26 protein-coding genes are annotated in these 25235 nt (G+C 70.9%); 12 read left to right on the top strand and 14 right to left on the bottom strand.

Annotated features, from left to right (window positions below; translation table 11 throughout):
* Positions 1-118: 118 nt before the first annotated feature.
* The 10 genes from AB663_RS01175 to AB663_RS01130 all read right to left on the bottom strand — a co-directional run bounded on the left by AB663_RS01175 (position 119) and on the right by AB663_RS01130 (position 11063).
* Positions 119-835, bottom strand: coding sequence for a glutamine amidotransferase-related protein (locus AB663_RS01175; RefSeq protein ID WP_067194766.1), 717 nt, complete (start codon positions 833-835; stop codon positions 119-121).
* 24 nt (positions 836-859) lie between these two features.
* Complete coding sequence (locus AB663_RS01170; protein WP_067194763.1) at positions 860-1597, bottom strand: LysR family substrate-binding domain-containing protein; 738 nt, start codon at positions 1595-1597, stop codon at positions 860-862.
* A 20-nt stretch (positions 1598-1617) separates the two neighbouring features.
* Complete coding sequence (locus tag AB663_RS01165; protein ID WP_067194760.1) at positions 1618-2310, bottom strand: helix-turn-helix transcriptional regulator; 693 nt, start codon at positions 2308-2310, stop codon at positions 1618-1620.
* 158 nt (positions 2311-2468) lie between these two features.
* Positions 2469-2756, bottom strand: coding sequence for a WXG100 family type VII secretion target (locus tag AB663_RS01160; protein WP_067194755.1), 288 nt, complete (start codon positions 2754-2756; stop codon positions 2469-2471).
* Between the two features lie 74 nt (positions 2757-2830).
* A complete protein-coding gene (locus tag AB663_RS01155) occupies positions 2831-3316 on the bottom strand; it encodes a hypothetical protein (protein WP_067194752.1) in 486 nt (161 codons plus the stop codon).
* Positions 3303-3794 (bottom strand): hypothetical protein, encoded by a 492-nt coding sequence (locus AB663_RS01150; protein WP_067194748.1) that lies wholly within the window; start codon positions 3792-3794, stop codon positions 3303-3305. The genes AB663_RS01155 and AB663_RS01150 overlap by 14 nt, the downstream gene beginning before the upstream one ends.
* A 335-nt stretch (positions 3795-4129) precedes the next feature.
* Positions 4130-4537 (bottom strand): transferase, encoded by a 408-nt coding sequence (locus AB663_RS01145; RefSeq protein ID WP_067194745.1) that lies wholly within the window; start codon positions 4535-4537, stop codon positions 4130-4132.
* Between the two features lie 160 nt (positions 4538-4697).
* Complete coding sequence (locus AB663_RS01140; RefSeq protein WP_067194742.1) at positions 4698-5471, bottom strand: DNA-formamidopyrimidine glycosylase family protein; 774 nt, start codon at positions 5469-5471, stop codon at positions 4698-4700.
* Entirely contained in the window at positions 5471-6445 is a 975-nt protein-coding gene (locus tag AB663_RS01135) for an EI24 domain-containing protein (protein ID WP_232304597.1), read from the bottom strand. The genes AB663_RS01140 and AB663_RS01135 overlap by 1 nt, the downstream gene beginning before the upstream one ends.
* Before the next feature lie 37 nt (positions 6446-6482).
* Positions 6483-11063: an ATP-dependent helicase gene (locus AB663_RS01130; protein ID WP_067194738.1), complete on the bottom strand. Its 4581-nt coding sequence runs from the start codon at positions 11061-11063 to the stop codon at positions 6483-6485.
* A 354-nt stretch (positions 11064-11417) separates the two neighbouring features.
* On the opposite strand from AB663_RS01130, the gene AB663_RS01125 reads away from it, so the two are divergent.
* From AB663_RS01125 to AB663_RS01110, 4 genes are all read left to right on the top strand, one after another.
* The gene (locus AB663_RS01125) at positions 11418-11825 is read left to right on the top strand and encodes a DUF6157 family protein (protein WP_067194735.1); all 408 of its coding nucleotides are present in this window, start codon (positions 11418-11420) and stop codon (positions 11823-11825) included.
* 67 nt (positions 11826-11892) lie between these two features.
* A complete protein-coding gene (locus AB663_RS01120; protein ID WP_067194732.1) occupies positions 11893-12117 on the top strand; it encodes a sigma factor in 225 nt (74 codons plus the stop codon).
* A 75-nt stretch (positions 12118-12192) separates the two neighbouring features.
* A complete protein-coding gene (locus AB663_RS01115) occupies positions 12193-12489 on the top strand; it encodes a sigma factor-like helix-turn-helix DNA-binding protein (RefSeq protein ID WP_083511041.1) in 297 nt (98 codons plus the stop codon).
* Positions 12486-13229 (top strand): hypothetical protein, encoded by a 744-nt coding sequence (locus tag AB663_RS01110; RefSeq protein ID WP_067194726.1) that lies wholly within the window; start codon positions 12486-12488, stop codon positions 13227-13229. Before AB663_RS01115 ends, AB663_RS01110 begins: the two co-directional genes overlap by 4 nt.
* A gap of 42 nt (positions 13230-13271) precedes the next feature.
* Here the strand turns inward: AB663_RS01110 and AB663_RS01105 are convergent, their stop codons facing one another.
* Both AB663_RS01105 and AB663_RS01100 read right to left on the bottom strand, forming a co-directional pair.
* Positions 13272-14927, bottom strand: coding sequence for an ABC-F family ATP-binding cassette domain-containing protein (locus AB663_RS01105; protein WP_067194723.1), 1656 nt, complete (start codon positions 14925-14927; stop codon positions 13272-13274).
* A gap of 230 nt (positions 14928-15157) precedes the next feature.
* Entirely contained in the window at positions 15158-15475 is a 318-nt protein-coding gene (locus tag AB663_RS01100) for a hypothetical protein (RefSeq protein ID WP_067194720.1), read from the bottom strand.
* A gap of 146 nt (positions 15476-15621) precedes the next feature.
* Between AB663_RS01100 and AB663_RS01095 the strand changes: the two genes are divergently transcribed.
* Positions 15622-15879, top strand: a complete 258-nt coding sequence (locus AB663_RS01095; RefSeq protein WP_157540799.1) for a hypothetical protein — start codon at positions 15622-15624, stop codon at positions 15877-15879.
* Here AB663_RS01095 and AB663_RS01090 read toward each other — a convergent pair whose 3' ends face one another.
* Complete coding sequence (locus AB663_RS01090; protein WP_083511304.1) at positions 15880-16524, bottom strand: alpha/beta fold hydrolase; 645 nt, start codon at positions 16522-16524, stop codon at positions 15880-15882. It lies immediately after the preceding gene.
* A 102-nt stretch (positions 16525-16626) separates the two neighbouring features.
* On the opposite strand from AB663_RS01090, the gene AB663_RS01085 reads away from it, so the two are divergent.
* The 7 genes from AB663_RS01085 (at position 16627) to AB663_RS01055 (ending at position 24108) form a co-directional block, all read left to right on the top strand.
* Positions 16627-17229 (top strand): DUF4916 domain-containing protein, encoded by a 603-nt coding sequence (locus tag AB663_RS01085; protein ID WP_067194717.1) that lies wholly within the window; start codon positions 16627-16629, stop codon positions 17227-17229.
* 189 nt (positions 17230-17418) lie between these two features.
* A complete protein-coding gene (locus AB663_RS01080; RefSeq protein ID WP_067194714.1) occupies positions 17419-18903 on the top strand; it encodes an APC family permease in 1485 nt (494 codons plus the stop codon).
* A gap of 20 nt (positions 18904-18923) precedes the next feature.
* Positions 18924-19760: a gamma-glutamyl-gamma-aminobutyrate hydrolase family protein gene (locus AB663_RS01075; protein WP_083511040.1), complete on the top strand. Its 837-nt coding sequence runs from the start codon at positions 18924-18926 to the stop codon at positions 19758-19760.
* A 32-nt stretch (positions 19761-19792) separates the two neighbouring features.
* Positions 19793-20557, top strand: coding sequence for an SDR family NAD(P)-dependent oxidoreductase (locus AB663_RS01070; protein ID WP_067194711.1), 765 nt, complete (start codon positions 19793-19795; stop codon positions 20555-20557).
* A complete protein-coding gene (locus AB663_RS01065; protein WP_157540795.1) occupies positions 20554-21927 on the top strand; it encodes a glutamine synthetase family protein in 1374 nt (457 codons plus the stop codon). The genes AB663_RS01070 and AB663_RS01065 overlap by 4 nt, the downstream gene beginning before the upstream one ends.
* A gap of 1 nt (position 21928) precedes the next feature.
* The gene (locus tag AB663_RS01060; protein WP_067194706.1) at positions 21929-23371 is read left to right on the top strand and encodes an aldehyde dehydrogenase family protein; all 1443 of its coding nucleotides are present in this window, start codon (positions 21929-21931) and stop codon (positions 23369-23371) included.
* A gap of 14 nt (positions 23372-23385) precedes the next feature.
* Positions 23386-24108, top strand: coding sequence for a FadR/GntR family transcriptional regulator (locus AB663_RS01055; RefSeq protein ID WP_067194703.1), 723 nt, complete (start codon positions 23386-23388; stop codon positions 24106-24108).
* Here the strand turns inward: AB663_RS01055 and AB663_RS01050 are convergent, their stop codons facing one another.
* Positions 24109-25176, bottom strand: coding sequence for a threonine aldolase family protein (locus tag AB663_RS01050; protein WP_067194700.1), 1068 nt, complete (start codon positions 25174-25176; stop codon positions 24109-24111). It lies immediately after the preceding gene.
* Positions 25177-25235 lie beyond the last annotated feature (59 nt).

Below are 25235 nucleotides of genomic sequence, written 5' to 3'. Positions count from 1 at the left end.
GCCAGCTGCTCCGGCCCCTGCCCCCTTCGCCATCCGTCCGAGTTCGGAGCGGGTGGGGAGGATGAGGGCGGCGGCTTCGGGTGCAGGAGCGCGGGCGCGGGAGCGCGGACGGCGCGGCTCAGGCGAAGCGCTCGGCGAAGCGCCGCAGCAGAGCGGCGCCCTCGGTGACGGATGCCGCGAGCACCTGGCCCTGGACGAGGTCGAACTGCTCGGGGTCGAAGTATCCGGTCGTGCGGTAGAACGTCATGCGATCCGCGAAGTCGCGCGGGGTCGGCTCGGGGTGGAACTGCGCCGCGTAGAGATGCGAGCCGACGCGATACGCCTGCACGGGGCAGATCGCGTTGGTCGCCAGCAGCACGGCGCCCTCCGGCAGTGCGACGGCGCTCTCCTTGTGGGCGGTGAAGACCGTGAGGGCGGGCGCGCTCGGCCCGAAGATCGGGTCGGACGCCCCCGCGGACGTGGTCTCGATGACCGTCGCGCTCGCGGGTTCCGGGGTGTCGAGCGTGATCTCGCCGCCGAGCATCCGAGTGACGACACCGATGCTGAAGCACGTGAAGAACGCGGCGATCCTGCCGTCGATGGCGTGCCGGGCCAGGCGTTTGAGGTCGCGCTCGACCCGCCGCTGCACGGGCGACTTGGCCGGATCGGTCACGTTGAACGGCGACCCGCCGACCACCACGCCGCGGTAGCGCCCGAGGCTCGCGTCGTCGAGCGGCTCATCCAGCAGGTTCAGGCGATCGACCACATCGACGCCGAGCGCACGGCGGAACGACGCATGCTCGGCATCCGCCGCGCCCACCTCGGGGCGCACGCAGACGTAGAGAAGCGAGGCCATCCGGCGATTCTAACGAGAGCGTCGTCAGCGCGACGAGTTGGCTGTGCGGCCGCGGACGATGCCGATGAACGTCTCGACGTCGGAGGTCGTGCGGTCCCGGCGCCACGCGAGACCCACGGTCGAGGTCGGGCCGTCGGCGAGGGGTCGGTAGTCGACGTCTTTGCGGTGGTGCAGGCGGGCGATCGACATGGGCACGATGACGATGCCGACACCTGAGGCGCTGGTGGCGACGGCGTCGGATGCCGTGAGCGGCGGAAACCTCGCGGGCTCTGTGCCATCGAGCCGCAGTTCGCCGAGCGGGTGGTCGACGACCGGGATCACCGTCTCGCCGGCGAGGTCGTCGGCGGTCAGCTCGTCGGCCGCGAGCAGGTGCGAGTCGACAGGAGCGACGACGACCGGTACTTCGTCGTACAGCCGGATCACGTGGAGTGACCCATCGTCGAGAGGGAGCCGCACGAGCGCCGCATCGACCTCGTCGATCGCTGCGCGTTGCGACGACAGCGGGATCGGCACGAGCTCGATCGCGACGTGCGGCATCCGCGTCTTCCAGGTGTCGATCCACCGGCCAGGGGTCGCGCCTTCGACCGCCCCGAGGCGGAAGGTGCGCGGCTGCTCCGGTGCGCTCGCGTCGGCGCCGGGGGCGGCGGTGGTCTTCTTCGGCGGCGTGCGGGGCGGGAAGCGCTCGGCCGGCGCGGCCTTGTTGCGTCGTCCGGACGGCGCGGGACCGCTCGGTCTCCCCGGTCGCCGCGTCTGTTTCGCCATGGGACCAGGGTAGTCGCGACCTAAGCGGCGGATGCCGGGTCGGTGTGCGCCACGGTGACGCAGCATCGTCCGGGAGCCGGGTCGAGCGCGGCGCGCAGGTGCACGCAGCCCAGGCCGTCGGCCACGCCCTGGACGTACGAGTGGTTCATCGAGCACACGAGGGCGGTGTGGTCGCGGGCGAGCGTGTCGAAGGGGCAGTTCGCGAGGAGCATCCGGTCGTCGTCGATACGCGGCTCGTATCCATGCGCCGCGAGCACGGTCCCGAGGCGGTCGAGCTCAGGGCCGTCGTCGCCGACGACCGTCGCGCCCGTTCGCGCGCCCTCTTCCCTGGCGGCAGCGGCGACGGACTCGGAGAGGGGAACGCCCGAGACCGACTTCTCGATCGCCTGCGCGAGCAGGTGGCCGGCGAGATCGTAACGGCGCGCGGGGAGCGACACCGCCACCGTCCCCGACGCGCGGCGATACAGCTTGGACGGGCGCCCTGCGCCGGGCCCCGTGCGTCCGCTCAGCCGGCGGAACTCGACCTCGAGCAGCCCCGCCTCGACGAGCCGGTCGAGCTGGAACTTCGCCACGTGCGCAGGCACTCCGACGGCGGATGCCGTAGCATCACGGCCGACCGCATCGCGCTGCGCGCACACGTGCTCGTACAGCGCGGCCCTCGTCGGGTCGGCGAGGGTGCCGATCCTCCCGGCATCCGTCGTGACGTTGTCCACGTCTAAACGATAATCCGTTTGTTTTTAGAATCAAGGGGCCGGGGAGACGCGGGGGTGCAGGCAGTTCCGGCTCAGCCCGAAGGAGTGTGCCTGGGAGAGAGGACGAAGAGGGATCGGCGGCTTCCGTCGCGGATCCCCCTCCTGGAGACGCCTGCCGCTCAGTTGCCGGCGAGCTGCTGGTCGAGGTCCTGGATCGCCCGCATCATGCCCAGCAGCGACTCGGACATGTCGTTGATGCCGTCCACCGCGGTCTTCAGACCCGTGGTCAGCTCCCCGTAACCCTCACCGAACTTCCCCGACGCGTGCTGCGTCTTGAAGTCCTCACCCAGCAGGGTGTCCACCTGCGACTTCAGGGTGTCCAACTGACCCTGAATGTCATCACGAGCCTGCGACAGCGACGACGCCACCTGCTCCATCTCCGCATAAGACGCACCGAAATCGGCCATCGTCCACACCTCCGGTAAGAATCGGACGGGACCACCCCGCCCCCGGAATACAACACTACGGAGGCCGACCCCCGTCATTCGATGTTCGCAACTCCCCATGCCGGCATGCTGTCATCCGTGGAAAGGAAGAAAGGTCGACGCGAGCGCGGTGAACCCCTCCAGAGCCGGGCCGGCCTCGGCGACGCCGGGGTGCACGATCGATGCCATGACGAGCACGCCCCTGGGCGGCGACGTACATCCTCGGCGAACTCGCCCTGGGCGATCCACGGCACCGTCACGACGCTCATCGGCGTCCCGCCCTCGACGGGCGCGGCGATGGGCAGATAGACCTGGATCGTCCCGCGCTCGCGCAGCTGCTCCCACTGCCGATGCACGGCCGCACGGGCCTCGCCGAAGAGGTCGGGACGGTGCACCATCAGGAAGCGCTGCCGCATCAGCTCGACGAGCTGGTCCCGGCCGGCGTCATCGGCCACGAAGCGACCCCAGTCCGGCGGCACCAAGAGCATGCAGCCGCGCGGCGTCGGCTCCGCCGTTCCGAGGAGCTCATCACGCAGCGACACGCTGAGCCCTTCTGCGGCGACGTTCAGCGCGAAGACGCCGCATGCGCGTCGCGGCGATGAGCGTCGAGACCAGGAGCACGAGGAGGAAGGGCGTCACCACCCAGTGCCACCCGATCGGGTATCCGTCGTCGCCCGGAGTCCGGATCACCCCGGTCGGATCCTTCTCGAACGCGGCGATGAAGAACGCGAACACCCCGGCGAGCGACGTGGAGAAGAACATGAACGAGATGTCGGAGGAGATCTCCAGGCCTCCCGTGAGCAGATACGCGGAGGCGCATCCGATGGCGAGCAGCCCGGTCGTGATCGTGAGCCAGGCGGGAACGCTGAGCACCGGCCACGGCAGGAGCGATTCGTACAGTGAGGACGGCTCGTTGGAGTAGTAGATGCGGCCGCCGTTGAAGATGCCCCTGGCGACGACGGGCACGATCCACTGAGCGAAAGTCGCCAGGGTCGCGAGCACGGCGATCAGGCGCAGCACGCCGAGCCGGAGCGGCAGCCAGTTCCGGTTCAGCCCGAAGCTGGGCAGCAGCGAGACGGGCGCGGCGTCAGTCTACGGGCGTCCAAAGGAGAAGCCGAAGGGGGTGGCCCGGTCGCTGAAGAGCCCGCCGACCACTCCGCCCCACTACGATCCCTGGGCGGTGATGCCCGCCCCGCCGATGGGCACAACGCCGCATGCCGGCATGCCGTCATCTGCGGGGAGACGACGAAAGCCGCCGGTCGACCATGCGGTCGTCCGGCGGCCGCGGTCAGTGCCGTGTGTCAGTGGAAGATCTCACGATGCGCGAGCGCAATCATGATGATCTCGGTAGGGTCTCAGGCGGCGAGCCAGAGGCCCTTGCGGTCGGTGGCGACCGTGAGTCCGGGCGCGACGGTCTCGTCGTCGCCGATGCGGGCGCCCCGCACGATGCGGGCCCCCGGGCCCACCTCGGTACGGACGCCGACCGTGGCCCCGGGGCCTACCGCGGCACCCTGACCGATGTGTGCGTGCGCCTCGATGTGCGCGTTCTCGCCGATGACGGCGTCCGTGTCGATCCACGCGCCCCGCGCGATGGTCGCGCCGGCGCCGACGCGTGCACCGGGTTCGATGTAGGCACCCGCTTCGACATGCGCCTTGGGGTGCACTTTCGCGCCATGCGCGACGAGACCGCGACCGTTGACATGCTTGCGGTAACGCAGCGTGCCGCCTTCGTCGTTGTCGATGTCGACGTAGTTCTTGCCCACCGTTCCTCCGTATTCGGACCGGATCTGTTCACGGGACGAACCCCGTGCTCCGGAGTTCTTCCGGATATATCAACAACCACGGAGGACCCCGATTCATTCCCTCACGGGGATGCGGGGCGCGGTGGCGTGGCACGAGGCCACGCTCTCGCTCGGATGCCGGTCACCGCTGGCAGTTCGGGCACCAGAACGTGATGCGCTCCTTGGTCGGATCGGCTCCCTGTGCGCCGCGGCGGATCAGGGTGCCGCACCGGCGGCAGGGGCGGCCGGCGCGTCCGTACACCCACGTCGTCTGGCCCGGGCGGTTCACTCCGGTGAAGGTGCGATCGGCCCGGTCGCGGTTCGCGCGGATCGTGCGGACGCCCAGATCGAGGAGGGCCGCGACGTCAACCTCCGTGGTCGGAGTCGTCGGCAGCACTCCGCGGAGGAAGAGCAGTTCGGCGGCGTATTCGTTGCCGAACCCCGCGACGTTGCGCTGGTCGAGCAGAACGACGTGGATGCTGCGGTGGTCGGCCTGCATCCGCCTCACTGCTTCGGCCGCGTCCCAGTCGGGGGCGAGCGGGTCGGGGCCGAGGTAGCCGACGAGCGACGCCTCATCACGGGTGGGGACCAGCTCGACCTCGGCGAGGTCGACGCCGACGGCCTCGCGCTCGGCCGTGCCCACGATCGCCCGCACCCGGAACGCCGGATGCCGCCACCGTTCGCCCGGCCGGTAGACGAACCACGCTCCCTCCATACGCAGGTGAGAATGGAGCGTGCTGTCGCCGATGCGCAGCAGGAGGTGCTTGCCGCGGGACACCGCCCCGTGCACGGTCTGGCCGGTGAGGTCGGCCGTGGCGGCGCGCGGCACGCGGATGTCGAATCGGGTGACCTCGACGCCGGCCAGGGCCTGATCGAGGCGCTTCGCGGTGCGGAAGACGGTGTCGCCCTCGGGCATCAGCCCACCCCCGGCGGTGGGGGTGGCGGCGGAGGAGGCGGCGGCGGAGGCGGTGGCGGGGGTGGGGGTGCCGGGGGTGAAGGGTGCGGGCGATCGAGCGGCCGCACCGGAGCGCTTCCGGCCCCCGCCGTTCCGGCACTGGCATCCGCTCCGCCCTGCCCGGGCGCATGGGCACGCGCGCCACGTACTCCGGTCTTTGCGGCATCCGTGGCTCCCGCTCCTGCGGCACCGGCATCCGCGGCTCCGGCACGTGCGAGGACGTCCCGTGCCAGAACGGCCGAGGCGGCGACCGCCACCGGCATCACGACGATGGCGCCGCCCGGGATCAGGAAGCACAGCTGCGTCGCGACGCCGAATCCGAGGACGCGCGATCTGCTGCGGGAGAACAACGCCGATCGTTGCCCGGGCGTGAGGTCGCGCGCGTCGAAGGAGCGTCCCGTCAGTTCCCTGGCGAGCAGGCGGCCGGAGAGGATCACGCCCGTGACGGGGCCGAGAACCCCGCCCACGACGGGGATGAAACCGATGAGCAGGACGAACAGCGCGATCAGCACGCCGAGCACGAGAAGGCGCAGCGCCTCGGCGACCGTTGTCCAGAAGCGTCCGCCGTCGGCCGGCGGCGGGTCGCCGAGGTCGACCTCCATCGCGCGCCAGATGCGCTGATAGAACGGATCGCCGATCGTGAGCGTCAGCGCCGTGAAGGTTGCGCTCGCCAGCGCGATCGCGGCGGCAGCGACGACGAAGCCGACCGCGGCCCGCAGCAGCCCCTGCCACGGTGCGGGCCAGTTCTCGGCGAACGGCGTCAGCCACGCGGAGATGGCGGGCATGCCGAGCACGAGTGGTACGAGCAGGGCACCCAGCGCGAGGATCGCGATGACCGCAGGCAGAAGGCCCAGCGTCATGAGGCCGGGCCGCGTGCGGAAGAACGCGAAGCCGCGCACGAGCGTGCGGACGCCCGCGCTGAACTCCGAGATCATGGTCGACACCCTATGCCAGTCCCTCCGCGCCGCGCGGTCAGACGACCTTCCTGAGCGTGTATCCGCGGGGGGTGGCCACGAATCCCGCCTCCTGCAGCGCGCGCGCGAGATCGGTTCCGTATATGCCTTCGCCGTTGACCTTCTCGACCGTGAGGGTGTCGAGGCGGCGCGCACGCGCGGTGCCGGCGAGGTCGGCAGCGGCGGCGCCCAGCACGTCGGCGTCGTCGGTGAAGGCCAGCACGGAGCGTCCTCCGCGCTCGAGGGAGAGCACGAGCGATCCGTCGACGAGCACCACGAGGGCGCCCGCCTTGCGTCCTGGCCGCGCCGACACGCCGTCGAGTCGCGGCCACGCGAGCGCGGCACCGTAGGGGTTGGCGGGGTCTGTCGCCGCGAGCGTGATCGCCGTGCGCGGCGGAGGGTCGGCGAGTCCGGCGAACGTCCGCAGGCGATCGACGGTGGCGGATGCCGCGAACTGCGCGGCCCCGAGCTTCTCGATCACGTAGCCGCGCCGGCAATGTCCGGCCTCTTCGAACCCGGCGAGCACGCGATACGCCTGCGCGAAGCCGCCGGGGACGCCTTCGGCCTGCACCGCGCCGCGGGTTACCACGCCGTAGCGGTCGAGCAGCAGCCCCGCGGTCACGGTCGCGCGGCGTGAGGGGTCGGACTCGGCTGGCGGGAGAAGCGACCAGCGCCCGCCGAGGGACGTGGGTCGCGGAGCGGTGCGCGTGAGTGACATGCCGTGGTAGGTGCGGGCGCGGGGTGCGCGTCGGGTGACCTTGTGCGCCTGGGAACCGCCGGCGAGCAGCCCGCGGATGGGAGCGAAGGTGTCGTTCGTGACCCGGCCCGCCCACGTCAGGTTCCACAGCGCTTCCCGCACCGACTGCTCGTTCTCCGCGCCGGTCATCTCCTTCAGCTGCGCGGCGAAGTACGCGCCTCCGGCTCCGAGCGCCGCGAGGATGCGCGCGTCCAGCGACTCGGGGGCGACCTCGTCCTCCGGCTCGGGGAGCGTGAACGGGGCGAGATCGGCGGGGTGCAGCGACACCCACCCATCGCGGCCGGGGAGCGTGCCGTGCCCTGACCAGATCACCTCGCCCGACGCCGTGAGCTCGTCGAGCAGCGCGGGGGAGTAGTCGCGGACGCGCGACGGCAGGACCAGCGACTCCCATGCGCTCGCCGGAATCGGCACCCCTGCGAACTGCTCGACGACGGTCATGACGCCGTCGAGCCCTTCGAGCGGCCGAGTCAGATGCTGCCAGTCGGGGAGGAACCGCGCGTACGCCTCGGGCGGCACGGGCTCGACGCTGCCGCGGATCGCGGCGAGCGAGCGCATCCGCAGCCGCCGCAGCACCTCGGCGTCGCACCACTCGAGGTCGTCGCCGGAGCCCGCCGCCGTCGGCAGGAAGTAGCCGCTCGCGAGCCGCCCCGCGTGCTCCAGGCGCTGCAGCGCGTGCCGGGCGACGGCGGCTCCGATCCCGAACCGCGACGCAACGGCATCCGTCGTGAACGGTCCGTGGGTGCGGGCGTACCGCGCGAGGAGGTCGCCGAGAGGATCCGCGAGCGGTTCGAGGAACGCGACGGGGATGCCGGTGGGGAGAGCGGCACCCAGTGCGTCGCGCAGCCGGCCGGCGTCTTCGATCGCCGCGACGCGCGAGACGCCGGCGATCGTGACGGGGATGGCCCGCCGCGCCGTGACGAGGGCGTCGAGGTGAGCCGCGGCCTCACCGGGCGCCTCCAGCCGGTCGGCGACCTCCGTGGCGTCGAGCGGGCCCAGCATCCGCAGCAGGTCGGCGACCCCCTCCAGTCCGCGCGCCTTGCGCTCGGGATCGAGGCGCTGCGCCTCGCGCTCGAACTGGGCGATGACCTCGGGGTCGAGGAGTTCGCGGAGCTCGACCGTGCCCAGCAGCTCCCCGAGCAGCGCGGGGTCGACCGACAGCGCTGCCGCCCGGCGTTCCGCGAGGGGCGAGTCGCCCTCGTACATGAAGGCGCCCACGTATCCGAAGAGCAGATCACGCGCGAAAGGCGACGGCTGAGACGGCTGCGTCTCGACGAGTCGGATGCGGCGGTCGGCGATCTCCGTCGCGAGGCGTCGCAGCGAGGGGAGGTCGTAGACGTCTTGCAGCACCTCACGCAGGGTCTCAAGGATGACGGGGAACGTCGGATGCCGGCGTGCGACCTCGAGGAGCTGCGCCGAGCGCTGACGCTGCTGCCAGAGCGGCGTGCGGCGGTTCGGGTTCGTGCGCGGCATCAGCAGCGCGCGAGCTGCGCACTCGCGGAATCGCGAGGCGAAAAGCGCCGAGCCGCCGACCTCCTGGGTCACGAGCTGCTCCAGTTCATCGGGGTCGAACACGAACAGCTCCGCACCCGGGGGCTCCGCCTCGGCATCCGGGATGCGCACGATGATGCCGTCGTCGCTCGCGACCGCCGAGCCCTCAACCCCCAGTCGCTCGCGAACCCGCGCGTTGATGGCCAGCGCCCAGGGCGCATGCACCTTCATGCCGTACGGGGAATGCAGGATCACGCGCCAGTCGCCGACCTCGTCATGTCCGCGTTCGACGGTCAGCGTGCGGTCGGTGGGGAGGGTGCCCGTCGCCTCGCGCTGCTCGCGGAGGTGCGCCAGGAGGTTCGCGCGCGCCTGCTCGTCGAGCCCCGCGTCGATGAGGCGTCGCTCTGCCTTGTCCGGGGTAGCGGACGAGACCTCACGCGAGAAGCGGCCGAGCGCCTCGCCGAGTTCGAAGGGCCTGCCGAGGCCGTCACCGTGCCAGAACGGCACCTTGCCGGGCTGACCGTATGCCGGAATCACATTGACACGATCATGAGTGATCTCGGCTATGCGCCAGCTCGTGGTGCCGAGCGTGAACACGTCGCCGACACGCGACTCGTAGACCATCTCTTCGTCGAGCTCGCCGACACGCGCGCCCGTCGTCTCTCCGGCGACGAAGACTCCGAAGAGACCGCGGTCGGGGATGGTGCCGCCGCTGGTGACGGCGATGCGCTGCGCGCCCGGACGGCCGGTGAGCGTACCGGCGTCGCGGTCCCACACCAGCCGCGGCCGCAGCTCGGCGAACTCGTCGGAGGGGAAGCGTCCGGCGAGGAGGTCGAGCGTGGCCTCGTACGCCGACCGGGGGAGCGAGTGGAACGGCGCAGAGCGGCGGACCGTCTCGAACCACTCCTCCACGCTGATCTCGCCGAGCGCGCTCGCCGCCACCGTCTGCTGGGCGAGGATGTCGAGCGGATTGCGCGGGACCTGGATCGCCTCGATCTTGCCCGCCAGCATCCGTTCCGTCACCACGGCCGTGTGCAGCACATCCCCGCGGTGCTTCGGGAAGAGGGCCGCCCGGCTGATCTCGCCGACCTGATGGCCTGCTCGGCCGACGCGCTGCAGGCCGGATGCCGCGGAGGGCGGGGCCTCGACCTGGATCACCAGGTCGACCGCGCCCATGTCGATGCCGAGCTCGAGGCTGCTGGTCGCCACGACGCACCGCAGCGCACCCGACTTCAGCTCCTCCTCGACCTGGGCCCGCTGTTCTTTCGACACCGAGCCGTGGTGGGCCTTCGCGAGCACCGGCTCGGCGCCGGCTGTGGCGCCGGCCTGCGCCATCATGGCGGCGGGCACGGTCGCGTCGGGAAGCGCGACGCCGATGCGCTCGGAGTAGATCTCGTTGAGGCGGCCGGTGAGGCGTTCGGCGAGACGTCGTGAATTGGCGAACACGATCGTCGAGTTGTTCTGCAGGATGCGGTCGACGATGGCTTCTTCGACATGCGGCCAGATCGATCCGGTGACCTCGGTGTACTCGGCGGGCTCACCGTCGTCCGGAGCGGGGACGCCCGGTGGAGGCGGGGGATTGGTCATGTCGTCCATGGGGACGACGACGTCCAGCTCGAAGGTCTTCGACGCCGGCGGCGCGACGATCTCGACAGGGTCGGCGCCGCCGAGGAAGCGGGCGACCTCGTCGATCGGGCGCACCGTGGCCGAGAGCCCGATGCGCTGCGCCGGGGACTCCGCGCCGTGCGAGCGGCGGAGCGCGTCGAGCCGCTCGAGGCTCACGGCGAGGTGTGCGCCGCGCTTGGTCGCGGCCACCGCGTGCACCTCGTCGATGATGACGGTGTGCACGTCGCGCAGCGTCTCGCCCGCGCGGCTGGTTAGCATGAGGTACAGCGACTCGGGGGTCGTGATGAGGATGTCGGGGGGATCGGCGACGAGCTTGCGCCGGTCGCTGGACGTCGTGTCGCCCGAGCGGACGCCCACGGTGACGGACGGCGCCGGCATGCCGAGGCGCCGCGCGGACTGCCCGATGCCCACCAGCGGCGAACGGAGGTTGCGCTCGACGTCGACTCCGAGGGCTTTCAGGGGCGAGATGTAGAGGATGCGGGTGCGGGCGGCGCCCTTCTCGAGCGGGCCGGCACGGAACACGCTGTCGATGGCCCACAGGAAGGCCGACAGCGTCTTGCCCGACCCGGTCGGAGCGACCACGAGAGCGTGCTTCCCCGCCGAGACCGCCTCCCACGCGCCCGCCTGCGCGGGAGTCGGGGCGCTGAACGCACCGCGGAACCAGTCCTGCGTCGCCGGGGTGAAGCGGTCGAGGACGTCGCGCGGTGTGTCTCTGGACGCGTCGCTCATGCCTCCATCATGCGTCCTGCCTCCGACATCCGGGGTCGGGCCGGTGCCCGGGTTGTGCTGGTGCCCGGGTCGGGCTGGTGCCCGGGGTTGGGCCGGTGTCCGGGGTTGTGCTGGCATCCGCTCGTGTTCACTTTGTCGGGAGCCGTGGCCCGGGTGTCGGCGTGTCGGCCCTGATTCTCCCGACAGTTGGGATTTCTCCCGACAAAACGTACGTGCCGCGGGCGCGGGGGATGCGGGCGCGGCGGAGGCGGGCGCGAGCGGATGCCGGCGCGAGCGGATGCCGGCGCGAGCGGATGCCGGCGCGAGCGGATGCCGGCGCGGGCGGACGTCGGAGCCGGGGTGCATCCTGGAGGCATGGCCGCACACACCACCGACTACATCTCGACCTTCATCGAGGTGGCAGAGGACTGCCCGGCCGAGGCCGCGCAGGAGCCTCCGTCTGCTACGCCGACGATCGCGGCGCTGCACTACCAGCTGATCGCCGAGCACCCGTTCTCGCGTACGTCCGACGACGTGATCTTCGAGACGTACGCGCGGCGGAAGGGGATGGATCCGGGTGACCAGCGCGCCCGCGAGGAGTTCTTCTCGCGGGGACAGGCATGCCTGCGGTCATCGCCGCTGGGCAAGCGCTACGGATGGGGAATCGTCAGCGACGATCAGGGGCGCGTCGCACTGGTCCCGCGCGAGTCCGACGAGTACGCCAGGCTCGCCGCCGATCCGGGCATCGCGCACACGCGCGCGATGCGCAGCAGAAGGGGGTGAGGCGACGCGATGCGGATTGCCGGGCGCCGATGTGTGACACATCGGCGGATGCCGGACATCCCCGAGTATGAGTGAAGACAACGACGAGGCCGAGATCTGGCTGAGCGCACGCAACGGCAGCGGCGAGGCCTTCGCCGATCTCTTCCGCCGTCATCGAGATCGGGTCCATCGCAGGGCCGCCGCGCTGGTCGAGCGGAGCCACGACGCGGATGACGCGACCGCGATGGCCTTCTTCGAGTTGTGGCGTCGCCGACGGAGCGTCACAGTCGTCGACGGCTCGGTACTGCCCTGACTTCTCGTCACGGTCGCCAACACAGCGCGCAACCAGAAGCGGGCGGGACTCCGGTACCGGCGTCTGCTTGCCGCGATGCCCCGGGAGGGCACGGCACCGGATGCAGCGGACGAGGCGGTGACCGTCATCGAGGCGGAAGTGCTGGGCGTCCACCTGAGGCACGCGCTGAGCCGGCTCGATGCGAAGGATGCGGCCTTGCTCACTCTCACGGCTCTCGACGGGCTGACGGTCGCCGACGCGGCGTGCGTCGTCAACCTCACGCCCGGGGCCGCGCGCACGCGTCTCATGCGGGCGCGGCGCCGACTGCAGAACGACCTCGGGCCGGTCGCAGCGCACAAGACCTGGTTCCTCACGGAAGGAGAACGAGCATGAGCCCCACGATCGATCGTGCTTTTGCGGAGGCTGTCGAGCGGGAGCTCGCCGCGATCGGCACTCCTCGCAGCCGCCTCCAGAAGCATCAGCGCCGCACGCGCACCGCTGCGATCGCGTTCGGGTCGCTGGCCCTCGCCGGGGCGCTCACCGGAGCAGCGGTGGCCGTGGCCGCACTGCCAGGGCCGACCACCGTCACACCCTTCGAGCAGGTCGTGACGGGAACCTACACGGGAACGGCGGCGGTGGAACTCGGACCGATCCCGGAGGGAGCCGATCGCGTGATCCTCGACCTCACGTGCAGCAATGGAGGCAGTGTCGAAGTCGCCGTGCGTCCCGGCCAGGCAGGCACGTCGGCGACGACGTCGTGGGACTGCTCCGACGCGGTGCGAGGAGGCAAGGCCATCCACGTCTCGGACGCCCTGCTCCCGTCGCCCGGCAGCACCTCGATCACGATCACCGCCGATCCTCGGACGACGTGGACGGTCACGGCACGATACGGCACCTCGGAGACATCGGACTGGGGCGTGAACGCGCGCGGTGAGACGTACGGTGTTCCCAATGACAAGGGAGTTCCCGACCTCATCGCCGCGAGAGCGACGAATGGCGAGGACGGATACATCCGGGACAGCGACACCTGGTCGGTCGAGGGGTGCATCAACGTCTACGAGTCCGATGGCGAGACGGTCGTCGGACTGTTCCCGAACGGCGCTGCCGACGGGGAGTGCGACGCCGACGAGTGACCACGGGGAGGGGGAGGGGAGTCGTCCCCTCCCCCTCCGCGGTCAGACCTCGTGCAGCGCGCCGTGGGCGTCGATCTCGAGTGTGAGGTCGAGGTCGAGCCTGGTGAGGAAGGCGTCGTCGTGGCTCACCACGAGCACGGCGCCCCGGTAGGTCCTGAGCGCCTCGACGAGCTGGTCGACCGTGTCGAGGTCGAGGTTGTTCGTCGGCTCGTCGAGAACCACGAGGTGCGGTGCCGGGTCTGCGAGCAGCAGAGTGGCGAGGGCCACGCGGAACCGCTCGCCGCCCGAGAGCGACGAGACGGGCCGGTCGACGGCAGCGCCGCGGATCAGGAAGCGCGCCAGGCGGTTGCGCAGCTCCTTCTCCGGCACGTGGGGTGCGGCGGCCGACACGTTCTCGAACACCGACCGCGACTCGTCGAGACCGTCGACGCGTTGCGGCAGGTATCCGATGCGGTCGGTGTGTGCGATGGTCCGCAGGACCGGTCGCTCCGTCTCGGCCTGCCCGGCCCCGAGCGGGGCGCCCGCATGCGGATCTCCGGTGCCCGAGCGGCCGCTCGCGACCAGGCGCTCCAGCAGCGTCGTCTTGCCCGCGCCGTTGCGTCCGATGAGAGCGACGCGCTCCGGACCCTGCACGACCCACTCGCGCTCGCCGTCGCCGAGCATCGCGATGCGGCGGCTGCGTGCGACCTCCGGGTCGGGCAGCTCGATCTTCATCGTCGCGTCCGAGCGCACCCGGCGCCCGGCCTCGTCGAGAGCAGAGCGCGCGGCGTCCTCCTTGGCTCCGACCTCGGTGCGCAGCCTGCCCGCTGACACCTCGGCGGCCATCTTGCGACCGTGGGCGACGATCTTGGGGACGCGTTTCTCGATCTCGGCCTTCTTCGCCGTGCGCGCCCGGTGGGCGAGCTTGACCTCGGCCTCGATACGCTGTCGCTTCTCCTTTCTCAGCACCTGCTTGGCGGCGACCTCCGCCTGTCGTGCGGCCTCCTGCTCGGCATCCAGCCAGGCCCGCCATTCGGAGTAGGGCCCGCCGAACACGCTCAGCGTGTTGTCGTAGAGTTCGGCCGTCTCGTCCATCAACTCCAGCAACGCGAGGTCATGACTGACGACGATGAGCGCTCCCTTCCACGAGCGGATCATCGCCGCCAGCGCCGCCCGCGCATCGCGGTCGAGGTTGTTGGTCGGCTCGTCGAGCAGGGTGATGGGTGCGCGGCGCAGGCGGATGCCGGAGATCGCGACGAGCACCGCCTCGCCGCCGGAGAGCTCGCCCACCTTGCGGTCGAGGAAGTCCGGCGACAGGCCGGCTTCGGCGAGCGAGGCCGCCGCGCGCGCCTCGATGTCCCAGTCGTCGCCGACGGCATCGAAATGGACGGGGTCGACGTCCCCCGACTCGATGGCGCGCACGGCGTCGAGAGCGGTCGCGACGCCGAGCAGGTCGGCGACGCGTCGGTCGACGTCGAGCGTGAGCTGCTGCGGAAGGTAGGCGATGTCTCCGGACGACGTGATCACTCCCGAGGTGGGCGTGAGCAGTCCGGCGATGAGGCGCAGGAGCGTCGACTTGCCTGCGCCGTTGCGGCCGACGAGGCCTGTGCGGCCTGTGCCGAACGAGCCCGAGACCTCGTGCAGCGCCGTCGTGCCGTCGGGCCAGGTGAAGGTGATCCGGTCGAGGGCGACGGATGCGTGAAGAGTGGGTGTTGACATGAGATCTCCTGTCGAGTGCGAGGGTGCACTGACACCGGACCCCTGGAACACCGAGAAGGGTGCTCGAAGCGAGGGATGTGTCGGCCGTGGAGTCGGCGATCGTCGGGTCAGCGCGCGGTCAGAGGAGCGCGGAGGCGACGATTCAGATCAATGGACTTCCAGACACGGCGGACAGGACTCCACGACGATACCCGGGCGTGTCGCGGAACGCAACCCCGGGCGTGTCGCCGCTATCCGCGGTCGATGCCGAACGTGTGCTTCACCAAGGCCTGCACGTCGCGGTCGAGGCCGTCGATGCGTGCGAAGCCCGCACGCGTCTCGGCGCGCAGGACTCCGATCTCACCTCGAACGACACCGAATCCCCCGCGGGTCTCGGCGCGTACCGTGCCGATCTCTTCACGCACCGTCCCGATCTCTTCACGCACCGTCCCGATCTCCGATCTGGCCACTCGGACGAAGAGCGTCGGCACGATCGTCAGCTGACCGAACATCAGCGCGATGAACGCGCTCATCATCGTCCAGATCTGCGGCTCGGTCATGTTCAGCATCCCCTCATTCTCGGTGCGGTCCGGCCGGCCTTCCAGTCCGTTGCGATATGCGATGCGGTCAAGCGGGAGAGCACCGGGATCTGTGGACGGCCCGTGATATCCGTCGGGTGTGGAGGGAGCGAGAGCGGGTGGCTTAGCGTGGACGCATGGCAGACCGCGACCCCCGACTGGGCGAGACCATGCAGCGCGCCGGACTCGGCGCTGGCCTTGCGATCGGGATGGGCGTCGGCGTCGCCCTGGGCGTGGCGCTCGACGACATGGCGGTGGGGGTCGCACTCGGGACGGGTGCGGGCGGAGCGGTCATCGCGGGGTTCGCGGTGGCCGCAGCGAGGCTGCGCGCCGCAGACGAGGCGCGTGAGGCCGGAGACGCCGACCCCGGTGAAGAGCGGGAGCCCGACCGCTGATCAGTCGGTCGGGAGCCCCTCGAGCCAGCGCGTCAGAAAGGTCGAGACGTCGCCGAGCTCCTGCTCGGAGATGCTGTGCGTCAGCCCCGTGTACACGCGACCGGAGAGGTCGGAGTGCGCGGGGAGCCAGTCGGCCGTGTGCTCGACCAGGGACCGGGGGATGACGTCGTCGTGCGTGCCGCGCCCCCAGAACACCGGAGGACGCAGTTCGGCCATCGTCTCGTCGAGCGGAAGGTCGCCCGGTGCGGCGTACCCGCTGAGGGCGACCACGGCGCCGATCCGCTCGGGAGCCAGCCGGAGCGCCTGCAGCGACACGGCCGCACCTTGCGAGAACCCCAGCAGCGCCACGTGCGTGAACTCGGATGCCGCAGCGTCGAGCCATCTGAGCACGGCCTCCGCCGCGGCGGTGACGTGCGCCGGGTCGCGTCCGTCGAGCGCGTCGATCGGATACCAGGAGCGTCCCGGCATCGGCCACGGAGGCGTCAGCGGCGCGGCGATCGATGCGACCACGACACCGTCGGGGAGGAAGGGGACGAGGCCGTACAGGTCGTGTTCGTCGGCACCGTATCCGTGCAGCAGCACGAGGAGCGGCATCCGCCCCCGCTCGGGAGACGACCATCGGGTCGCCGCGTCGTCGATGTCGATCACCCCCTCATCCTGCCAGGCACCTGCGACAACGGGGCGTGTCGGCGATCTGTCGCCGGTAGTGCCGTGTCGCCTCACGAGCACGGCTGGTAGAAAGGAACCATGGCGGTGCGCACACCTGATCCCGATCCCGAACCCGACGACGAAGGGCTCGGCGCTTTCGGGGGATCGGGCCCCGCGCCTGCTGCCAACCCCGGGTGGCTGAGCGACATCGAGCTCGAAGAGGCGCGGCGCCGGTTGCCGATGCTCTACGTCGAGGCGATCCCCGTGCGCACCGACGGATCGGGGCAGGTGACCGAGATCGGCATCCTCCTGCGTTCGACCCCGCTCGGCGAGATCACGCGCACCATCGTGTCGGGCCGGGTGCGGTTCGGTGAGACCATCCGCGACGCCCTGTTCCGTCACGTCGAGAACGACCTCGGGCCGATGGCGTTCCCGCTGCTGCCGCCTCAGCCCCTGCCCTTCACGGTGGCCGAGTACTTCCCGATCCCCGGCGTGAGCGCGTACCACGACGACCGTCAGCACGCCGTGTCGCTCGCGTACGTCGTGCCGGTCACCGGCACCTGCGAGCCGAGGCAGGACGCCCTCGAGGTGACGTGGTTCACGCCGGAGGCCGCGGCCTCCGACGCCGTCGCGGCGGAGATGGAGGGCGGCCGCGGCACGCTCATCCGCCACGCCCTCGCCAGCCTCGGTCTCCTGCGCTGAGCGGGACGGCGCCACCGAACCCGCATCCGGCGTGATCGTGCGCTGAGGCCGCTCAGACGGTCGCGCGACTGCCCCGCATCACCGCGTCGCGCCGTAGCTCCAGACCGTCGCACGATTCCCTCTTGTGCCGCATGTATTAATGGGCTAGAACTTAGACCATTAGTCCAATCGGCAAAAGGATGCTTTGACATGGATGCTTCGACAACGACGTCGCCGTCCGCGCAACAACCGCCCGAGCGCACCCTGCGCGGCAACCTCGGCGCGGTGGCGGTCACCTTCATGGTGATCGCCGCCGCGGCGCCCCTCACGGTGGTCGGCGGTCTCGTGCCGATCGGGTACCTCGTCGGGAACGGCATCGGCTTCCCGGTGATGTTCCTGCTGGCGACGGTGATCCTGCTGCTGTTCTCCGTCGGCCTCACCGCGATGAGCCGTTTCCTTCCCCGGGCCGGGTCGTTCTTCGTGTTCGCCACGCACGGCCTCGGACGCACGCCGGGCCTGGCCACGGCCTACCTGGCCCTCGTCTGCTACACCACGGTGCAGATCGCGGTCTTCTCGTACCTCGGCGCCACCATCAGCTCGAGCGTTGCGCTGCTCGGCGGTCCCGAGATCCCGTGGTGGCTGCTCACACTCGCCTCCGTCGTGCTCGTGGGCGCGCTCGGCTACCGCCAGATCGAGCTCAGCTCGCGCGTGCTGGTCGTGGTGCTGCTCGCCGAGATCGGCATCGTCGTGCTGCTCGGCGTCGTGATCCTCATCACCGGAGGCGCGGACGGCGTGACCTTCGGCACCTTCGTGCTGCAGAACATCCTCTCGGGTGCACCGGCCCTCGGCCTCATGTTCGCCATCGCGAGCTTCATCGGCTTCGAGTCCACCGTGGTCTACCGCGACGAGGTCCGCACGCCCGAGCGCACGATCCCGCGGGCGACCTACGCCTCGGCCGTCGTCATCGGCGTCTTCTACGCCTTCGCCGCCTGGACCATCGTCGTGGGCGTCGGCGAGGGCGCGATCATCGACGAGGCCGCAGCCGACCCGACCACCCTCATCACCCGGGTCACCGAGCGGTACCTCGGTCCGGTCGGCTCGGTCGCCGTGGCGCTGCTGTTCCTGGGCAGCATGTTCGCCGCCGTGCTCTCGCTGCACAACGTGCTCACCCGCTACCACCACGCCATGGCGAACGCGCGGGTGCTGCCCGACCGGGTCGGCACCGTGCACTCCCGCCACGGGTCGCCGCACGTCGCGTCGATCGTGCAGGTCTCGACGTCGGGGCTCGCGATCATCCTGTTCGCGCTGCTCGGCTTCGCCCCGGAGAACATCTTCTCGTGGTTCGCCGGCATCGGCACGCTGGCGATCGTGATCCTCATGGCGGTCACCTGCCTCGCCGTGATCGTCTACTTCGCGCGCACCAGGGTGCTGCGCAGCCCCTGGCACACCACGATCGCACCCGGGCTGGGCTTCATCGGGCTCGCCGTGTCGGCTGTGCTCATCGCGGGGAACTTCCCGTTGCTGGTGAGCGACGTCGACGCAGCAGGAGACCCCGCGTGGGGCCCCATCAGCATCACCCTGCTCGCCGTCGTCGTGATCGCTCCGGTGATCGGCCTGATCCAGGCGGCCATCATGAAGAGCAGATCACCGGAGGCGTACGCGCAGATCACGCGTCGCTTCGACGAGAACGTCTGACACCGCCCCGCACACGAAGGATGGACATCATCAGCATCCCCACCGTTCCCCGGCCCCTCATCGGCATCTCCGGACGCCGCCTGCGCGGCTCCGCGATCGGCGCGCCGCACGGCTTCGCCGACGCCCCGCTGGAGGCGTACCTCAGCGAGTACGCGACGTCCGTGGTCGCAGCAGGCGGCCTCCCCGTGCACCTCCCGATGGATGCCGCGCCGGACGAGCTCGTCTCGCGCCTGGACGGCGTCGTCATCGCCGGCGGCGACGACGTCGACCCCCGGCTCTACGGGCAGGTGCCTGGACCGTACACGCCGCTGATCGATCCGCAGCGCGACGCGTTCGAGTCGGGTCTTATCACCTCGGCGATCGAGCGCGGCGTGCCCCTTCTCGGCATCTGCCGCGGCGCCCAGCTGCTGAACGTCGTCCGCGGCGGAACGCTCCACCAGCATCTCGCACCCGGCGAGGGGGAGTCGCACGGCTCCTACGCATACCCGCGCGCCCACCGGGTGCATCCGGTGCGCACCGTCGCCGACAGCGTGGCCGGGATGCTCTACGGCGAGGTCGTGCACGTGAACTCTTTCCACCACCAGGCGGTCGACGTGCCGGGCGACGGGATCGTCGTCACCGGCTGGGCGCCGGACGGCGTCGTCGAGGCGATCGAGCTGGAGGGCCTGCCGGTGGTCGGGGTGCAGTGGCATCCGGAGACCTTCGACGCCGACCCGATCTTCGGCTGGCTGGTCGACAGGGCGGCTGCCTTCGCGGCGCACGGCGCCGCAGCCGCGACACAGCGGACGGCATCCGCCACCCCGCAGACCGCACCGGTACCGCAGCAGACCACAGCCGCGACGCAGGAGATCGCCTGACGGCGGCGGCGAAGACCCGACAAGGAGAAGACATGCGACACGCAGACAAGAACGCCCTGATCACCGGAGCCGGTTCGGGCATCGGACGCGAGACGGCGCTCCGCCTCGCCGGAGAGGGCGCGCGCGTCCTCGTGACCGACATCTCGGCCGACGGCGCGGCCGAGACCGTGCGTCTCATCGAGGAACGCGGCGGCACCGCGCTCGCCGCGGTGGTGGATGTGCGCTCGCGCGACGACATCCGCGCCGCGGTCGACACGGCGAGGAAGGAATGGGGAGCGCTGCACCTGCTGGTGAACAACGCAGGCGTGGTCACCGAGCACTCGTTCGAGACCCTCACCGAGGATGCCTGGGACTTCGTCTTCGACATCAACCTCAAGGGCCAGTTCCTCGTGGCGCAGGAGGTCGCCCCGCTCATCGCCGAGTCGGGCGGCGGCGCCATCGTGAACCTCTCCACGGTGGAGGCGCTCGTCGTCGTGACGAGCACCGGCACGGCACAGCCGCACTACAACGCCAGCAAGGGCGGAGTGCCGATGCTCACGAAGGCGCTCGCCGTCGAGCTGGCAGGGAAGAACATCCGGGTGAACTGCGTGGCTCCCGGACCGATCGCGACAGACTTCTTCGACTACGAGAGCGTGACGAGTCCCGAGGCCCTGGAGTTCATGAAGCAGCGGCTGCTCGTGCAGCGGGTGGGGCAGCCGGCGGACATCGCGTCGGCCGTCTCCTGGCTGCTCAGCGACGAGGCCTCGTGGATCGACGGCATCCAGCTCCCTGTCGACGGAGGGTGGCTGACGCGATGATCGACGACGTACGCCTGGCGCCGGACGACCTGGATGCCGCGGGCATCCGCACCGTCATCGTGGCGACTCCCGACCTGCAGGGTCGTCTCGTCGGCCGCCGGATCCCCGTCGAAGGCTTCGGCCGGGTCGTCGAGAACGGCGTCGACATCTGCACGTGCGCGTGGGCGTGGGACATCGAGCAGGGCCTCGACCTCATCGACGCGAACAGGTTCGCGCTCTGCGGCATGCACAACGGAGTCCCCGATGTGACGCTCATCCCCGACCTCGACACCCTGCGGCCGGCGGCGTGGCTCGACGGCGTCGCGATCTGCCTCGCCGACCCCGTCGACGTGCGCACGCACGAGCCGATGCCGCTCTCGCCCCGGGTGATCCTGAAGCAGGAGCTCGCCCGCCTCCGCGACCTCGGTCTCGCGCCGCTCGCCGGCACGGAGCTCGAGTTCTACCTGTTCCGCAACGAGCCGCGGGAGCTGCGCCGGTCGGGCTTCCGCGACCTCGACCCCACGACGCTCACCCCGTCGGACTTCATGATCCATGAGGGCAACCTCTACGAGCCGTTCTTCCAGAAGCTGCGCTCCGATCTGCGCGCCAGCGGCATCCTGGTCGAAGCCGCGCAGAGCGAATGGGGCCTCGGCCAGTGGGAGATGACCTTCGAGTACGGTGATCCGCTCGAGATGGCCGACCGCCACGCCCTCTACAAGCTGGCCGTGCGCGACACGGCGGCGCGTGCCGGCATGTCCGCGACGTTCATGGCGAGGCCGCTGAACGACCAGCCCGGGTCGTCCTGTCATGTGCACGTGTCGTTCGTCGACGATGCGGGGAGTGCGCTGTTCTGGGACGACGCCGCGTCGGATCATCTGAGCGACACCATGCGCTCGGCGATCGCCGGCGCGCTCGAGCACGCGCCGGCGCTCATGGCCTGGTACGCGCCGACCGTGAACTCCTACCGCCGGAGCAACTCCACCGACGTCGCGGGCAGCGGCCGCACGTGGGGCTTCGACAACCGCACGGCGACGGTGCGCGTCGTCGGACACTCGCCGTCGGCGCTCCGCTTCGAGTTCCGCCTGCCGGGAGCCGACACGAACCCGTACTTCGCGCTCACCGGCATCCTCGCGTCGGCCCGTGACGGCATGCAGAGGCGGACGGCGCTCGGCGACCCGGTGACCGGCAGCGCCTACGACCTTCCCGGCGACGGCGCGATGCCGTCGAACCCCTCGGAAGCCGCGGGGCTGTTCGCGGAGAGCGCGCTCGTGCGGGAGCTGCTGGATGCGGAGCTCATCTCTCACCAGCGCATCCTTCTCGAGCACGAATGGACGACGTTCATGTCCCGCGTCACGGACTGGGATCTGAACCGCTACTTCGATCGGATCTGACGTGACCTACCCTGCCCTGCGCACCTGGATCGGCGGCGCCCCCGAGGCCAGCGCCGGCGGTGACGGCCCCTGGCTGCACGACCCGAACACCGGAGAGGCGCTCGCGCCGTCGGCATCCAGCTCTCCCGAGCAGGTCGACCGTGCGATCGAGGCCGCCCGCAGAGCGCATGACGATGCGCGATGGCGCGGGCTCGCCCCGGAGGAGCGCGCCGAGCGTCTCGAGGTCCTCGCCGCCTGGCTCGACGACCGCGCCGAGGAGGTCGCTCTGCTCGACGCGCTCAACAGCGGCGTGCCGATCTCGGTGACCCGTCTGTTCGGCGGGTCGAACGGTGCGACGATACGGGATGCCGCGCGGCGCGCGGTGGCGGTCGGCGATGTGCGCGAACTGGCGTCGGAACAGGGCGGAGTGCGGCTGCACCGCGTGCCGTGGGGCCCGACGGCGCTCATCCTGCCCTGGAACGCCCCCAGCGCCATGGCCGTGAAGAAGACGGCGTTCGCGCTGGCGGCGGGGGCGACCGTGGTGCTCAAGCCGTCGTCGTTCTCGCCGTGGAGCGCGCAGGTGCTGCTGGAGGGCGTGCGCGAGGCCGACATCCCCGACGGCGTCGTGGGGCTCGTGCAGGGCGGTGGCGACGTCGGTCGCGCGCTGGTCTCCGACAAGCGCATCGCGGCGATCTCGATGACCGGTTCGACCCCGACGGGGCGGGCGATCGCGACCGCCGCCGCTGCCAGGTTCGCGCGGCTGCAGCTCGAGCTCGGCTCGAACAATCCGGCGATCGTGCGCCACGACGCCGACCTCGATCAGGCTGCCGCTGCGCTCGCCGACGGCGTGCTGAAGCTGTCGGGTCAGTGGTGCGAGGCGCCGCGACGCGTGCTCGTCGACCGTGCACGGCGCGACGAGTTCGCCCGGCTGCTGATCGAGGAGTTCGGACGCAGGCGCATCGGATCGAGCCTCGACGACGCCACCGAGGTCGGGCCGGTCGCGTTCGCCGCCCGTCGCGACGAGCTCGACGAGCAGCGCGGACGCCTGGCGTCGGACGGCGCGGAGATCCTCCGCGTCTCCCAGGTGCCGGCGGACGGCTGGTTCTTCGCTCCGACGGTGGCCGTGCTCGACGGTCCAGGCCTGGCGGACGAGGTCTTCGGGCCCATGCTCACGGTAGGCGGGTACGACGACGAGGAGGAGGCGGTGCGCCTCGCCAACACGGGCCAGGTCGGACTCGCCGGGTACGTCTTCGGGGAGGATGCCGACGCGGCGGCCGCGCTGGGCACGAGGCTCGTGGCGGGAGAGGTCAAGGTCAACGGCACGAGCGTGCTCGACATGTCGCCCGAGTCGGCGCAGAGCTTCTTCGGCGCCAGCGGACTGGGCGGGCACGGCGACGACGATGTGCTTGACTTCTTCGTGGGGAAGCGGGTCGTCGGGCGGGACCGCCCCGGCCTTCCCCTCTGACCGGAGGAGCGACGATGGGCGAGCGTGACGACGCGGCACGCGACTTCTCCGGCGCCGTGCTCCAGCCTGTCTCGGGGTACCAGGCCGTCGCCGGCTTCCTCCGCAGGGAGATGGCGCTTGGGCGCATCCGTCCCGGTGACCGGCTGCCCCCGGAGCGCCGGCTGGCCGAGCAGCTCGGCGTCTCGCGTGAGACGCTGCGTCAGGCCCTGCGGATCCTCGAGGGCAGCGGGCAGATCGTCATCACCCGCGGGGCGTCCGGCGGCGCGATCGCTCAGGATGCCGCCCTCGATCCGAGGCTGATCCGCGAGGAGGTGCGCACGCGGTCTGCGGAGATCGGAGAGCTCACCGAGTTCCGCGAGATCGTCGAGTCGGGGGGAGCGGCGCTCGCCGCCGTGCGCCGCAGCGACGCCGACCTGGCGGCGATGGAGCTCGCGCAGGACGACCTCGCCGCCGCGGTCACGAAGGCGCAGTCGCGCATCGCCGACACCGACTTCCACCTCGCGCTCGCGGAGGCCTCGGGTAACTCGTTCGTGCGCGACGCGGTCGAGGAGGCGCGGGTGCGGATGTTCGAGCCGGTCGACCTGATGAGCTTCGACTTCGTGAAGGAGTCGAGCTGGCATGCGCACGAGCGGATCCTCGATGCCGTGCGCCGCGGCGACGCGGAGGCTGCGGATGCCGCGATGCGCGCGCATCTGCGGACGACCCGCGAGGAGTTCGCGCGGATCGTCGGCCCCTGATCAGCCCCGGGTCAGCCGCGAGAGCTCGGCGACGAACGCGTCGACGTCGTCCTCCTGGGTGTCGAACCCGCACATCCAGCGGACCTCGTTGCGCGCGGCATCCCAGTCGTAGAAGCGGAACGACTCGCGCAGCCGGTCGGCGACGCCGTCGGGCAGAGTGGCGAACACGCCGTTGGCCTGCGTGGGCTGGGTGAACGCCACGCCGCGGATGGAGCCGTCGGCTATGCCCGACTCGATCTCCGAGCGCAGACGCTGCGCCATGGCGTTGGCGTGCCGCGCGTTGCGCAGCCACAGATCGCCCTCGAGCAGCGCGATGAGCTGGGCCGACACGAAGCGCATCTTCGACGACAGCTGCATGTTGAACTTGCGCGAGTACGCGAGACCATCGGAGGCCTCGGGGTTGAGCACGACGATCGCCTCGCCCAGCATCGCGCCGTTCTTGGTGCCGCCGAAGCTGAGCACGTCGACGCCGGCATCCGTCGTGAAGGCGCGCAGCGGCAGGTCGAGCGCTGCCGCGGCGTTGGAGAGGCGGGCGCCGTCGACGTGCAGCTTCATGCCGCGCTCGTGCGCGTGGTCGGCGAGGGCCTTGATCTCGTCGGCCGTGTAGAGCGTGCCGAGCTCGGTCGACTGGGTGATCGAGACCACCAGCGGCTGGGCACGGTGCTCGTCGCCCCATCCCCACGCTTCGCGATCGACGAGTTCGGGCGTGAGCTTTCCGTCGTCGGTCGGCACCGTGAGCAGCTTGAAGCCGCCGATCTTCTCGGGCGCGCCCCCCTCGTCGACGTTGATGTGCGCGGTGGTGGCGGCGATCACGGCGCCCCACCGCGGCAGCATCGACTGCAGCCCCGTGACGTTGGCGCCGGTCCCGTTGAAGACGGGGAAGGCCTCGGCCTGCTCGCCGAAGTGCGCGCGGAAGACCTCCTGCAGGCGGGCCGTGTAGGCGTCCTCGCCGTATGCGACCTGGTGGCCGCCGTTGGCCGCGGCGATGGCCTCGAGCACTTCGGGGTGGATGCCGGAGTAGTTGTCGCTGGCGAATCCCCGGATCGCGGGGTCATGCTGAATGCTCACCGAGCAAGTCTATTCACCCCTGCCCTACCGGATGTCGGAGGCCCGCCCTACCCTCGAAC

It is taken from the genome of Microbacterium sp. XT11, assembly GCF_001513675.1.
Taxonomy (GTDB): Bacteria; Actinomycetota; Actinomycetes; order Actinomycetales; family Microbacteriaceae; genus Microbacterium.
The sequence above is the reverse complement of the archived record's forward strand: the minus strand, read 5'-3'. Positions and strand labels throughout refer to the sequence as shown.

Bases quoted from the DNA above. Each gene is read 5' to 3' on its own strand.
- AB663_RS01085 (WP_067194717.1), top strand. From the start codon at position 16,627: ATGGCGGTGCGCACACCTGATCCCGATCCCGAACCCGACGACGAAGGG.
- AB663_RS01065 (WP_157540795.1), top strand. From the start codon at position 20,554: ATGATCGACGACGTACGCCTGGCGCCGGACGACCTGGATGCCGCGGGC.
- AB663_RS01075 (WP_083511040.1), top strand. From the start codon at position 18,924: ATGGACATCATCAGCATCCCCACCGTTCCCCGGCCCCTCATCGGCATC.
- AB663_RS01105 (WP_067194723.1), bottom strand. From the start codon at position 14,927: ATGTCAACACCCACTCTTCACGCATCCGTCGCCCTCGACCGGATCACC.
- AB663_RS01130 (WP_067194738.1), bottom strand. From the start codon at position 11,063: ATGAGCGACGCGTCCAGAGACACACCGCGCGACGTCCTCGACCGCTTC.
- AB663_RS01095 (WP_157540799.1), top strand. From the start codon at position 15,622: ATGGCAGACCGCGACCCCCGACTGGGCGAGACCATGCAGCGCGCCGGA.
- AB663_RS01100 (WP_067194720.1), bottom strand. From the start codon at position 15,475: ATGCTGAACATGACCGAGCCGCAGATCTGGACGATGATGAGCGCGTTC.
- AB663_RS01110 (WP_067194726.1), top strand. From the start codon at position 12,486: ATGAGCCCCACGATCGATCGTGCTTTTGCGGAGGCTGTCGAGCGGGAG.
- AB663_RS01120 (WP_067194732.1), top strand. From the start codon at position 11,893: ATGAGTGAAGACAACGACGAGGCCGAGATCTGGCTGAGCGCACGCAAC.
- AB663_RS01135 (WP_232304597.1), bottom strand. From the start codon at position 6,445: ATGATCTCGGAGTTCAGCGCGGGCGTCCGCACGCTCGTGCGCGGCTTC.
- AB663_RS01140 (WP_067194742.1), bottom strand. From the start codon at position 5,471: ATGCCCGAGGGCGACACCGTCTTCCGCACCGCGAAGCGCCTCGATCAG.
- AB663_RS01070 (WP_067194711.1), top strand. From the start codon at position 19,793: ATGCGACACGCAGACAAGAACGCCCTGATCACCGGAGCCGGTTCGGGC.
- AB663_RS01175 (WP_067194766.1), bottom strand. From the start codon at position 835: ATGGCCTCGCTTCTCTACGTCTGCGTGCGCCCCGAGGTGGGCGCGGCG.
- AB663_RS01055 (WP_067194703.1), top strand. From the start codon at position 23,386: ATGGGCGAGCGTGACGACGCGGCACGCGACTTCTCCGGCGCCGTGCTC.
- AB663_RS01115 (WP_083511041.1), top strand. From the start codon at position 12,193: ATGCCCCGGGAGGGCACGGCACCGGATGCAGCGGACGAGGCGGTGACC.
- AB663_RS01080 (WP_067194714.1), top strand. From the start codon at position 17,419: ATGGATGCTTCGACAACGACGTCGCCGTCCGCGCAACAACCGCCCGAG.
- AB663_RS01160 (WP_067194755.1), bottom strand. From the start codon at position 2,756: ATGGCCGATTTCGGTGCGTCTTATGCGGAGATGGAGCAGGTGGCGTCG.
- AB663_RS01125 (WP_067194735.1), top strand. From the start codon at position 11,418: ATGGCCGCACACACCACCGACTACATCTCGACCTTCATCGAGGTGGCA.
- AB663_RS01170 (WP_067194763.1), bottom strand. From the start codon at position 1,597: ATGGCGAAACAGACGCGGCGACCGGGGAGACCGAGCGGTCCCGCGCCG.